The 12,204-nt window shown below is 68.7% G+C and carries 11 protein-coding genes; 7 read left to right on the top strand and 4 right to left on the bottom strand.

Annotated elements, in window-relative coordinates; genetic code table 11:
- The 3 genes from glpB to C492_RS12675 all read left to right on the top strand — a co-directional run bounded on the left by glpB (position 1) and on the right by C492_RS12675 (position 3,900).
- Positions 1-1,287, top strand: coding sequence for a glycerol-3-phosphate dehydrogenase subunit GlpB (glpB, locus tag C492_RS12685; RefSeq protein WP_008424152.1), 1,287 nt, complete (start codon positions 1-3; stop codon positions 1,285-1,287).
- A gap of 91 nt (positions 1,288-1,378) precedes the next feature.
- Entirely contained in the window at positions 1,379-2,740 is a 1,362-nt protein-coding gene (locus C492_RS12680; RefSeq protein ID WP_049893040.1) for an anaerobic glycerol-3-phosphate dehydrogenase subunit C, read from the top strand.
- On the top strand, positions 2,740-3,900 hold the full coding sequence (locus tag C492_RS12675; protein WP_008424149.1) for a Cdc6/Cdc18 family protein: 1,161 nt from the start codon (positions 2,740-2,742) through the stop codon (positions 3,898-3,900). The genes C492_RS12680 and C492_RS12675 overlap by 1 nt, the downstream gene beginning before the upstream one ends.
- Before the next feature lie 36 nt (positions 3,901-3,936).
- Here the strand turns inward: C492_RS12675 and C492_RS12670 are convergent, their stop codons facing one another.
- A complete protein-coding gene (locus C492_RS12670) occupies positions 3,937-6,861 on the bottom strand; it encodes an oligosaccharyl transferase, archaeosortase A system-associated (protein ID WP_008424147.1) in 2,925 nt (974 codons plus the stop codon).
- Between the two features lie 151 nt (positions 6,862-7,012).
- Between C492_RS12670 and aglG the strand changes: the two genes are divergently transcribed.
- On the top strand, positions 7,013-7,969 hold the full coding sequence (aglG, locus tag C492_RS12665; protein ID WP_049893039.1) for a glucosyl-dolichyl phosphate glucuronosyltransferase: 957 nt from the start codon (positions 7,013-7,015) through the stop codon (positions 7,967-7,969).
- 42 nt (positions 7,970-8,011) lie between these two features.
- Positions 8,012-8,278: a hypothetical protein gene (locus tag C492_RS12660; protein WP_008424143.1), complete on the top strand. Its 267-nt coding sequence runs from the start codon at positions 8,012-8,014 to the stop codon at positions 8,276-8,278.
- A 43-nt stretch (positions 8,279-8,321) separates the two neighbouring features.
- On the opposite strand, the gene C492_RS12655 is transcribed toward C492_RS12660, so the two are convergent.
- The gene (locus C492_RS12655; RefSeq protein ID WP_008424142.1) at positions 8,322-8,627 is read right to left on the bottom strand and encodes a hypothetical protein; all 306 of its coding nucleotides are present in this window, start codon (positions 8,625-8,627) and stop codon (positions 8,322-8,324) included.
- Between the two features lie 159 nt (positions 8,628-8,786).
- Between C492_RS12655 and C492_RS12650 the strand changes: the two genes are divergently transcribed.
- Positions 8,787-9,944: an MFS transporter gene (locus tag C492_RS12650; RefSeq protein WP_008424138.1), complete on the top strand. Its 1,158-nt coding sequence runs from the start codon at positions 8,787-8,789 to the stop codon at positions 9,942-9,944.
- A gap of 30 nt (positions 9,945-9,974) precedes the next feature.
- On the opposite strand, the gene C492_RS12645 is transcribed toward C492_RS12650, so the two are convergent.
- Both C492_RS12645 and C492_RS24230 read right to left on the bottom strand, forming a co-directional pair.
- Complete coding sequence (locus C492_RS12645; RefSeq protein WP_008424137.1) at positions 9,975-10,457, bottom strand: hypothetical protein; 483 nt, start codon at positions 10,455-10,457, stop codon at positions 9,975-9,977.
- A 107-nt stretch (positions 10,458-10,564) separates the two neighbouring features.
- Positions 10,565-10,951, bottom strand: coding sequence for a hypothetical protein (locus C492_RS24230; RefSeq protein ID WP_008424135.1), 387 nt, complete (start codon positions 10,949-10,951; stop codon positions 10,565-10,567).
- A 295-nt stretch (positions 10,952-11,246) separates the two neighbouring features.
- Here C492_RS24230 and aglF point away from each other — a divergent pair, with 295 nt between their 5' ends.
- The gene (gene aglF / locus C492_RS12635) at positions 11,247-11,978 is read left to right on the top strand and encodes a UTP--glucose-1-phosphate uridylyltransferase AglF (protein WP_008424134.1); all 732 of its coding nucleotides are present in this window, start codon (positions 11,247-11,249) and stop codon (positions 11,976-11,978) included.
- Positions 11,979-12,204 lie beyond the last annotated feature (226 nt).

Raw genomic sequence — 12,204 nt, 5'->3', positions numbered from 1 at the left:
ATGGCGATCAGCGACGACGTCCTCGTGATCGGCGGCGGGATCGCGGGCGCGACCGCCGCGCTCGCCGCGGCCGAGGAGGGCGCCGACGTTCGACTGGTCACCCACAAGCAAAGCACCCTCAGGAACGCCAGCGGACTGATCGACGTGCTGGGGTACACCCACGAGGGCGAGGGCCCGATCGTCGACCCGTTCGACCGACTCGAGGAACTCCCCGAGAGCCACCCCTACCGACGGGTCGGCACCGAGGCGGTCCGGGAGGCGCTTTCCTTCTTCGACGAGGTCGCCGGCGACGCCTACGCGGGGGATCACACGGACGCGAACGCCCTCGTTCCGACCCACGGCGGGACGGTCAAACCGACGGCCCGGTACCCGGTCTCGACGGCCGCCGGACTGGCGAGCGATCCCCGAGACACGCTGCTGGTCGGCTTCGAGACGCTGACCGACTTCGACGCGCCGCTTGCGGCCTCCCACCTCGAGGCCGCGGGCGCGCCCTTCGCGGCCCGCGGGGTCACCCTGCGGTTCCCCGGGATCGTCCGGGACGACGCGAAGCTCACGCGGTACGCCCACCTGCTCGACCGCGAGGAGCCCGTCGAGACGGCCGCGGGCGAACGGTCCGCCCGCGAGGCGCTCGCGGCGACCGTAAAACCCCATCTCGAGGGCGAGAGCCGCGTCGGCTTTCCAGCGCTGTTGGGCGACGAGTTCGCCGACGAGGTGCGGGCGGAGCTGGCCGATCGGCTCGGCGCCGACGTCTTCGAGGTGCCGATGGGGCCGCCGAGCCTGCCGGGGATGCGCCTCGAGGACCTGCTGTACGAGGCCCTCGAGGACGCCGGCGTGCGCGTCGTCTCGGGGGTCCCGGTCGTCGGCTACGAGACGGACGACGACGGTACGATCGATCACGTACTCGTCGACCGCCACGGCCAGGAGATTCCCCACGAGGCGGGCCAGTACGTCCTCGCGACGGGCGGGCTCGTCGGCAAGGGCGTTCGCAGCGAGCGCGATCGCGCCTTCGAGCCGATCTTCGACTGTCACGTTCCCCACGCCGACGACCGCTACGACTGGTTCGTCGACGACGTCTTCGGCGAGCAACCGTACGCCCGGTTCGGCGTCGTTCCGGACCGGGAGCTGCGACCCCTCGACGCCGACGAGGAGCCCGAGTTTTCCAACCTGCGGGCTGCCGGCGCGGTGCTTGGCGGCTACGACTACGCGGCCGAGAAGTCGGGCGCCGGGGTCTCACTCGCGACGGGATACGTCGCGGGCGGGCGCGCCGGCGCGGAGGCGAGCAGATGAGCGCGACCGAAGCGGCGAGGACAATTGCGACGGCTGACTCGAGCGACGCGAACGAGACGAACGAGCGAGCGCGATCTACCCAGGTGATTCGATGAGCGACGCAGAACGACCGATGGACGATCACGTACCGGGCGAGGAAGAGGGGTTCGAGCCGATCGAGGTGTTCCCCGAGGCCGAGGAGATGGACCTTCGGCCGGGCGCCGACAACTGCTACAAGTGCTCGACCTGCGATACGAACTGTCCCGTCGCCGAGGTCGACGACGAGTTCCCCGGGCCGAAGTTCCAGGGCCCCGAGCAGTGGCGGCTCAAGCGCCAGTCCGACCACGACATCGACGACTCGGTGATGAAGTGTTCGAACTGCATGCGCTGCGACAGTGCCTGCCCCTCCGAGGTACCCCTCTCGCAGATGCACAACACCGCGCGGGCGGAGTACGTCGAGGAGAACATGAGCAAGCTCTCCCGGGAGTACTGGCGCAACCGGATGCTCTCGAACTACCGGAAGCTGGCGCCGATCGCCGCGACCTTCCCCCGGACCGCGAACTTCGTGATGGGACTCTCCGTGACGCAGTGGATGGGCGAGAAGGTGATGGGGATCACCGGCGAGCGGGAGTTCCCCGAGTTCGCGACCCAGACGTTCCGCGGCTGGTGGGCCGAACGCGGCGGCAACGACACCTCGAGGGAGCGGGCGCGGGCCGCGCGGGCCGAGCGCGGCGAGGACGTCGAGAACCCCCGCAAGCGCATCGCGTACTTCCACGGCTGCTACTCGAACTACAACACGCCGGAGGTCGCGAAGGCGCTCGTCCGGGTCTACGAGCACCTCGGCTACGAGGTCATGGTCCCCGAGCAGGCCTGTTCCGGAACGCCGATGTTCGCCAACGGGATGCTCGAGGACGCCCGTCTGGCCGCCGAGACGAACGTCCGGGAGCTCGCCGACGCGATCGAGAACGGCGCCGATATCGTCGCCTCCTGTAGCTCGTGTTCGATGTCGATCCGCCAGGAGTACCCGGAGCTGTTCGACTTCGAGGGGACCGAAGACGTCGCCGCGAACACCTGGGACGCCGTCGAGTACCTGCGGGTCCACGAGGACCTGAAAGGCGAGCTCGAGGGCACCGCCGTCGACGGGGAGTTCGCCTACCACGCGCCGTGTCACGCCCGCAACCAGGGACTGGACGGTCAGACCGTCGAGGTGCTGAGCGCGATCGACGGGATCGACGTCGAGGACGTCGGCGACTCCTGTTCGGGGATCTCGGGAACGTACGGCTGGAAGGAGGAGAACTACGAAACCTCCATGAAGATCGGCGAGGAGATGTTCGAGCACATGGAGGACGCGGAAGCGACGACCGGTCTCACGGAGTGTCCGACCTGTTCGATGCAGATGGGCCACGGAACCGGCTACGAGATCACCCACACTCTCGAGGTGCTCGAGGCCGCGCTCGTCGGCGCGGAGCGATAATGAACCTCGCGGAACGCATCGCACGACGGCGATCCGCACACCGGACGAGCGGGATCGTCGTCAACCGCAACCACCTCAGCCCGGTCGTCCACCGCTCGGAACCGGTCGGGCGAGGTCCCGTCCTCGAGCAGTTGCTCGACGCCCTCGAGCCGGTGTTCGACGACGACCTGCCCGAGCCCGCGGCGGTCGTCGGTCCCGCCGGGTCCGGCACCTCGGCGGTCGTCACGGCGCTTTTCGACGCGCTGAACGCTCGACTGGGCGAGCCGACGCGGTCGATCGGGACGACGACCAGGGCCGGCAGTTCCGGGGCCGTGACCTGGTTCGTCTACGTCGACGCGCGCCGGGTCGGAAGCCCCTTCTCGTTCTACCGGGCCGTGCTCTCGATGGTCTCGAACGACGCGGTCCCCGAGAGCGGCGTCGGCACCGACGCCCTGCGAGAGCGGCTCCGAACCCGCTTCTCCCGGCCCGATCGGCGGGCCGTCGTCGCGATCGACCACCACGACGAGCCCGAGTCGCTCTCGTACGGTCGCGTGCGCGAGCTCGTCGAACCGGTCGACGACGCCGTTGCGACGGTCGCCGTCGGCCAGACCGAGCCCGAGGACTGGGCGGGAACGACGGTGACCGTTCCGACCTACCGCCACCACGAGCTCGCCGACGTCGTCACCGACCGCACCTCGACTGGGTTGACCGCGGGGACGCTCGACCACGAGACCGTCCGCGAGGTCGCGATCTGGGCCGACGGCAACGCCCACGACGCGCTCGCGGCGCTGTTCGGAGCGACGCTGCTGGCCGTCGAGGACGGCGCGGACCGGATCGAGCGATCGCACCTCGAGGCGGCGATGGAGGACGTTCCCGAGCCCGGCGTCCACGTCGATCGAGCGCTCTCGCTGTCGGAAACCCGCCAGCGGGTGCTGTGCGGGCTGATCGACGTCGACGCCGCAGACCGCCCGATCCGGGAGGTCGCCGCGGAGATCGCGGAGCGGTCGGGGCTCACGGCCGGGACGGTCAAGCGGTTCCTGTACGAACTCGCCGACAGAGGGGTCATCGAGCGGGTCCCGCTGTCGACGAGCGGGAGCGGGCGACGTCCGAGCACGGTCGTCCCCCGGTTTCCGACGCTCGCGTTCCGGGCGCTCGCCTCGCCCGACGGCGATCCTCGGTAGGCCGTCCGGCGTCGGGGCGGCGAGGCGTCGCCGAACTCAGTCCGCCGCCTGAGCAACCCTGGCGGCGTCGCTTTCGTTTTCTGCAGGTTCGTCGCTCGCGCCCGCGCTCTCGTTCGCGGCGGGTTCGTCACTCGCGCCCTCGTTGGCGGTCTCGTTGCCGGCCGTTTCGTTGCCGTCTGCCTCGGCGTCGTCCCCGCTCGCCGACTCCTCCTCGAGGGTCGTCTCCTGGAGGTCGATCTCGACGGCGTCGCCCTCGACGACGGCGGTTTCGGGGACCGCGGTTTCGGCCCGGTAGTCGGTGTCGCCGTCGACGGTCACGGTGTAGTTCTCGACCGCCTCGACGCTGCTGTCGGTGTACCCGTCCTCGACGCCGAGTTCGTCGTCGGTCGCGTACGGAACCGTGAGCTCGAAACTGCCGTTCTCGTCGACCTCGACCTCCTGCTCGTAGGTGAACGTGCCGCGGTCGGCGCCGGAGTCGACCTCGAGTTCGGCGGTCGCGGTCGCGTTCTCCCCGACGGGACCGTCGACGCTTCCGGTGATCGTCGCCCCCTCGACGCGTTCGTAGGTCTTGACCGCCGAGCCGGTTCGCTGGTCGATAATCTCGGCGTTCGGGCTCGCCTCGATCTGGGAGATGGTTTGCGAGCCGGCCATCCGGTTGACCACGACCTGCGGTTGGCCGTTCCGGTCGGTCGCCACCTGATCCGTCTCGGGATTCATCAGCGCGTAGCTGACGAAGCCGACCGTCCGCGCGTCGTTCTCGTGGACGAGCCGGTAGTGCTCGAGCCCCGCGGCGTCGTCGAAGTACAGCCGGGAGATCATCGTGTCGTCGTAGGGGACCGATCCGAGCCGCTCGCCGACCTCGTCGCGGTCGATCGGCTCGGTGGCGTCGACGTTCTGGGGCGTGACGTAGTGGCCGTAGCCGGGGCCCGACCAGGTGGCGATCGCGCTGAACTTCCCGCCGGCCATCTGGTCGTCGATCATCACGTACCGCATCTGTTCGGTGGCGTTCTCTTCGACCCCTGCCTCGAGTTCCTCGGTCGGTCGGACGTCGTCGCCGTCGTCCAGCGGGGACTCGCCGGCCGCGACGTTCTCGAGGATCAGTTCGGCCTCGCGCTCGGACTCGGCGGTGAGAAACGCCGAGGCGGTCTCGGCGTTCTGCTGGAACGGGTTCGCGTGGGGGATCCGCTCGCCCTGGGTCGTGATCAGGTGGCCGTAGTCCCACCAGGACATGACGCCGTAAGCGCCCGCGGGATAGTCGAAGTCGCCGCCCTCGGGGTAGTCGTAGGTGCCGGAGTACTCGAGTTCGCTGGCGTTGTCGGCGCCGCCGTAGTTACCGGGCTCGGGGGTGTTCGACTCGAGCCAGTCGTTCGACGCCTCCCACGTCATCGCGTCGGGATGCGGTCCCGTCGCCTGGCCGCGGTCGATCACGGACATGTCGTCGGCCGCGACGACCGGGAGCAGCGGCGCGAACAGCAACAGGACGACCACGAGCAGGACGATGACCTGGTAGGTCTCGATCCCGCGAAGCGACCGCGCGCTCCGCTGCAGGTCGAGGTCGAACAGCCGCACGACGTCGGCGACGAAGGCGGCGTTGACGACGGCGACCGCGAGCACGAGGTAGTACGAGAACCGAACCTGGGTCGCCGCCATGCTGATCAGGAACAGCGACCAGACGAGGATCAGCGTGTACTCCGCGCGGTACTCGCGGCCGAACAGCGGCCGGGCGAGCAGCAGGACCAGCCCGGCCAGCATCGTGTAGAAGGCGGTGCCGAACTCGCCGAAGACGTGATCGGCGAAGTTCTCGGGCGGCTGGGCCTCCTGGATCGTCAGCGTCCCCGCGTCCTGGTTGAACGGCAGCAGTCGACCCGTGAGGTTGCCGACGAGGGTGGTGTAGAAATCCGGCAACACGAGCCACATGGCGACGAACGCGGCGAGGACGAGTCCGAGGATCGCGACCGGGTAGAGGCGACGGTCGAACCCGCGGGCGTTCCACCGGCGGGCGAGCCACGCCATGAACAGGCAACCGACGGCCACGAGCGCCGCGGTTCCGGGCTGGAGGTAGCCGAAGCTCGTGACGCTCGTTCCCGGCGCCTCGATCAGCAGGGCCGTCCCGATCGCGGTTACGCCGAGGGCGACGGCGCCGACGAACGCGACGTGATCGGGGGAGACGCCGCGGACGTAGTCCAGACAGAGCTGCACGGCGAAAAAGACCGCGAAGATGCCGATCAGGACGACGCCCGACGGCCAGATCCAGACGTACAGCGTGAGCGCGATCCCAGCCAGCGCGGCGTAGACCGTCGGCGATCGAAGGGTGGCCCAGTCCCCGTCGGCGACGAGTTCGTAGATCGGCTGGTCGCGCTCGGCGACCCGCAGCGCGACCATCATCGCGAGCACGGCGATCGCCATGAACAAGACCTCGGCGACGTGGTGATCGAGCTGGCCGACGGTCGACCGCACGAAGAACTGCCCCGGCGCGAGCGCGAGCACGACGACGGCGACGAGGCCGCCGACGGTGCCCCCCAGGCGCCGACCGGCGTAGAAGACGGGGATCGCGACCAGCGCCGCCATCGCCGGCACCGAGAGCAGCGACACCGCGTAGAGCGTGCTCTGTGACGGATCGCCGAGCCCGACGACCATCGCGGCGGTCACGATGAGCTGATCGAACAGGGTGCCGAACTGGCCGACGTAGCTGCCGGAGGGAAATCCGGTCCAGATATCGTACGGCATCGTGAACGGGTAGTTCTCGGTCGTCCACTGCACGGTTCGCCAGTGGTACCAGGAGTCGACGCCCGCGAGCGCGGGCGTTCCATCTTCGGTAACGAAGGCCCCGTACGACTGGATCCGCGTCCAGAAAATAAACAGCATGGCGACCCCGAGAACGGGGACGTAGTACCACTTCGCCCACGAGCCGAGGACGGACGATCCCGTCCGCTCCTCGGTTCGCTCGGTCTCCGTACTCATTAGGTTCCACGAGAAGTAAGCCACGAATAAGCTTTCCCATATCACCCAGATTATTTAACTATCACATTCAGTGATTGTTTTGTTCGAGCGAAGCTCGAGAGCGGTCGACGACGGCAAGGTTTATCCTTCGGAGATCGAAATCGAACGTCCGATGAAGGTCTCCGCGGTCGTCTGCACGTACGCGATGGAGCGCTACGACGTCTTCTCGGAGTGCGTCGACAGCGTGCTCGCCCAGACCTACGAGCCGCTCGAGGTCGTCGTCGTCGTCGACGGCAACGAGGCCGTCTTCGAGCGCGTCCGCGAGGAGTACGGGGACCGCGAGGGCGTTGTCCTCCACTGCAACGACGAGAACCGGGGGATCTCCTACAGCCGCACGCGGGGCGCCGAGATCGCAAGCGGCGAGGTCGTCGCCTTCATCGACGACGACGCCGTCGCCGAACCCGACTGGATCGCGGAGCTGGCCCGGGTCTACGAGGAGACCGACGCGATCGCCGTCGGCGGCCACGCCAAACCCGACTGGGTCACCGAGAAACCCGACTTCTTCCCCGCGGAGTTCTACTGGCTCGTCGGCTGCGACGAGCGGGGGATGGGCGAGCACATGGAGGAGCTTCGCAACACCTACGGCTCGAACATCTCCTTCCGGCGGGACGTCTTTCTCAGCGTGGGCGGCTACGACGAGAACACGGGCCGAAAGGGTGATCGACACATCCAGGCCCACGAAGCCCCAGTCTGCATCCGGATGGCCAACCGGTACGGCAAGGGCGTGATCTACAACACCGACGCCGTCGTCAACCACAAGCTGTTCGACTACCGCGGCGACTTCCGGTGGCTCGTCTTCCGGTCGTTCTGGCAGGGGTACTCGAAACGCATCATGGATCTCCTCTTGCCCGAGGCCGCAGGCGACAAAAACGAGTATCTACAACAGCTCATGCTCGAGTTCGTCCCCTCGCGAGTGCGAGAACTCGCCCGCGATCCCTCGAGGGCGAAGGCCAAACAGCTAGTCGCGATTTTCGTCTTCACCGCGGCGGTCGGTTTGGGCTATCTCTACGGGCTCGTCCAGCCCGACGACGCGCTCGTTCGAGCGGACGACGAGACGGCGACCGCCTGAGACGGCTCGAGACGAATCGATTCGCGGAGGGACTACAGGAGGTTGCGGGATGGGGACGTCGTCCACGCCACCTCGCACGGGAGCCGGGCCGCACGCGAGTTCGACGGCGTCGGCCAGTACGACTACGGGGCGCTCCTGTACTGCGAGTGGGGGCGTACGCCGGGGGACTATGCGGTACGCGTCCGGCTGGACGACGACTGCGTCCTCGTGGACGCGACGCTCCGAGGGTACGACTCGTCGCTTTGGATCCGCCTCGAGGGAGTCTGCAACCGCGAGGACGCCGCGGAGACGTGCGCGTTCGTGAGGTGAGGCGAGAGGGCGGAACGCGGCTCGCTCTCCGCCGTCACCGCCGTTATCGATCGTTCCGCAGCCGATCGCTCGTCTGCACCCGGATGTCGAGCTTCTCGGTTCCGCGGATCCAGCCGAGGTATCCCTGCAGGCGATCGGCCGACCGCAGGGCCTCGATCGTGTCGAACTCCTCGCGGAGCGCCTCGTTCGCAAAGAGCGCGTGGATCTGCTTGTGGCAGGGGCGACAGAGCATCACCGTCGGGCTCGTCGCTCGCTCCTCCGGCCGGAGGTGGTGTTCCTGGACGATCTGGGGATCGTCGATCCGTTCGTCGGGGACGACCCGCCGACAGAGCGCACACGTCGTCGGCATCGGTTTCAGTAGGGGAGCGACGGTCAAAACGGCTCGGGTCAGGCCGGGTCGGTGACGCTCTCGAGGGGGCGAGCGAGCAGTTTCCGAGGAGGCGCGTCGCCCGGGTCGACGGCGCGTCGACTTCGGAACGCTTGAGGCGGCCTGTCGGAAATAGCGACCGTGACTCGCGCCAAACTGTTCGCGTCTCTTTGCGGACTCGTCTTCCTGGTCAATCTCGCCAGGGTCGTCTTCGCGCCGCTTCTGGACGTCTTCATCGGGGAGTTCGGGATCGGGGAGGCGACCGCGGGCCTCGTCGTGACCCTCGGGTGGGTCGGAAGCGCCGCGCCCCGGCTCCCGACCGGGTGGATCCTGACGAAGGTGCCACGTCACCTCGTCGTCCTCGTCTCGGGGCTCGTCCTCGCGGTCGCCTCGAGCATCGCCGCGACCGCGACGACGGTCGAACACCTCATGGCCGGGGCCTTCCTGATGGGGATCGCCTCCGGGATCTACTTCGTCTCGGCGAACCCGCTGTTGAGCGAGCTGTACCCGGACCGCATCGGTCGGATCATCGGCATCCACGGCGCCGCCAGCCAGGTCGCCGCGGTGATCGCCGCGCCGTTCGTCGCGCTCACCGTCCTCGTCGACTGGCGGCTCTCGCTGTGGGCGATCGCGGTCGGCGCGGCGGCGATCACGGTCGCGACGTGGATCGCGGCGAGGACGGCCGAGCTCCCGACCGCGGGAGAGGCCGACCGCGACTTCGTCGCCGGCGCGCTCTCGGAGTGGAAGCTGATCGTGACCGCGCTGGCGATCGTCGGGGCGGCGTCGTTCGTCTGGCAGGGGCTGTTCAACTTCTACGAACTGTACATGCAGTCGAAGGGCCTCTCGGACTGGGCGGCGGGGATGATGCTGACGATCATCTTCGCGGCGGGCGTCCCCGCGTTTTACTTCGGCGGCGACCTCGCCGACCGTTTTCCCCACGTCCCGTACCTGCTCGGGATCGTCGGCGCGTTCGCGGCGAGCCTGTTCGCGCTGACGCGGGCGGAGGGACTGCTCGCGCTGGTCGTCCTCTCGGCGATCGTCGGGTTCGTCATCCACACCCTCTTCCCGGCGATCGACACCTTCCTCCTCGACACGCTCCCGGACTCGACGCGGGGCAGCGCCTACGCCGTCTTCAGCTCCACCTGGATGCTGATGCAGGCGCTCGGCTCGTCGGCCCTCGGCTCGCTCGTCGAACAGGGGTTCGCCTACGACGCCGTGTTCGCGAGCGGCGCGGCCGCGCTGGCCGCGATCGCCCTCGTTCTCGTCGTCCTCGAGCGGGCGGGGCGACTGCCGGAGTAGGTCGTCCTCGAGGCGGGCGCCCCGCGTCGCTCAGTCGATTTCGGCGTACCGGACGTCGACCCGGATCTCGTCGCCGGTCTCCGGATCGACCAGCGGAACCTCTTCGACGAGACTCGTGCGGACGCACTCTCGCCAGGCCTCCACGGCGGTCTCGTGGTACTCCGCGACGGTCGCCTCGTCGACGTCCGCGCCGCGGTCGCTGCGGGCGATCGAGCGCGACTCCGCCCGCGAGGGCGCGGGGATGCGGGTGCGCTCGGGGTCGTACTCGCCGCGGACGTTGACGAACGCCTCCGGGCCGAGGTCGACCGCGGGGGCGTCCGCTCGGTTCGACTCGCCCCCGGAAACGAACCGGGCGGCCGTCGCTTCAGTCTCGAACGGCGCCGAGACGCGGATGACGTGGCGTCCGTCGCCGTCGGCATCGCGGTTGCGCTCGAACGTCTCGATGACGGCCTCGGGATCGACGACGAGGGTTTCGATCCGTTCGACCGTCGGGCGGGACTCAGTGCTGGTCATCTACCTCGAAGAGGTGTTCCGCACCGAGTTATAGTCCGGGGTCAGCGCGGCTCTTGACGGGCGAGGACGCGGTCGTCGCCGTCGCGATCGTACGACGGCACCGGCGATCACGCGGGTTCGAGGTCGGGAATTCCCCGATCGTTCGGCTCGCGCTCGCGAGCGGAACCCTCGAGGATCTCGGGCGGGGGAATCCGATCGGCGGCTTCTCGGCGACGACGTTCCCGATCGACGCCTTCGATGCCGTCGGGGGCCTCGACGAGGACCTGCCCGCGGCCCAGGACTACGAGTTCTACCTCCGTCTCCTGGCGTCGGCGGAGTTCGACGAGATCCGCGGCGTTTCGGACGCGCTCGTGGATCGCCACACCGACGGCGAGCGGATCGGCACCGATCCCGAGCGAAAGCTCGAGGGATACCGACGGGTGCTCGAGAGACACGGTCGGCGCATCCGCCGCCGGCGGCGAGCCGAGTTCGCGGCCAACGTCGCGTTCGTCCACGCCGAGAACGGGCGGCGGGAATCGGCGGCCGACTACCTCGAGCGCGCGATCGCGAATCGACCCCTGGAACGGTCGCCACTACGTCTACTACTGTGCGGCCGGCGTCAGCTGCCGGGCGCTGCTGGCTGTCCGCGACGCGAAGAGCCGCCTCGCGGTGTACGCGAACCGGCTCGGGTGACGGGTGGAACAGTATGTCGCGAGGGTGGGACTCCCGGCGCCGGCACGGGCGGCGGAACGAGCGTGCGGGTTCGGGGCGCGGCCAAGCTATTTGTCAGTTCGCGGCGCCCGTTAGAACATGCAAGCCGTCGTGTTGGCCGCCGGAAAGGGGACGCGCCTCCGACCGCTCACCGAGGACAAACCCAAGGCCCTCGTCGAGGTCGACGGCAAACCGCTCGTCGAGGACGTCTTCGACAACCTGCTTGCAATCGGAGTCGACGAGCTGATCGTCGTCGTCGGCTACCGGAAGGAGCAACTCATCGAGCGCTACGGCGACGCCTACGAGGGCGTCCCGATCACCTACGCCCACCAGCGCGAACAGCTCGGACTCGCCCACGCGATCCTCCGGGCCGAACCCCACGTCGACGACGACTTCGTGCTCATGCTCGGGGACAACGTCTTCCGGGGAAACCTCGGGGACGTCGTCAACCGCCAGCGCGAGCAGCGCGCGGACGCGGCCTTCCTCGTCGAGGCGGTTCCCGACGAGGAAGCGTCGCGGTACGGCGTGCTCGACACCAACGAGTACGGCGAGATCGTCGAGGTCGTCGAGAAGCCCGACGATCCGCCGTCGAGTCTGGTGATGACCGGCTTCTACACGTTCACCCCCGCGATCTTCCACGCCTGCCACCTCGTCCAGCCCTCCGACCGCGGCGAGTACGAGCTTCCCGACGCGATCGACCTGCTTATTCAGTCGGGCCGGACCATCGACGCGATCCCGATGGACGGCTGGCGGATCGACGTCGGCTACCCCGAGGACCGCGAGGAGGCCGAACGACGCCTGCGGGAGACCGACGCGTTGCGTTCCGAGTGACCGCGGCGTTCCCGTTCCGAGCGACCGCGACGTTCTGACTCGAGAAACTGACGTGTTCGACGCGAGACGGCGAGGCGCCCCGGCGTCGCTTACGGTGCGTCGGTCGCGGCCTCGAGCGTCGATCGCCGCCGAACACCGGGCGGTTCCGGTCCGACACCCCCACACCGGATTTCAGATGAAATCGCTCGAGCGGGGGGCGGGGGAGGGGGCGGATCGCGGCCGACCC

Source organism: Natronococcus jeotgali DSM 18795 (assembly GCF_000337695.1).
In the GTDB taxonomy this organism is placed as follows: Archaea; Halobacteriota; Halobacteria; order Halobacteriales; family Natrialbaceae; genus Natronococcus; species Natronococcus jeotgali.
This window is presented reverse-complemented; position numbering and strand designations above follow the sequence as displayed.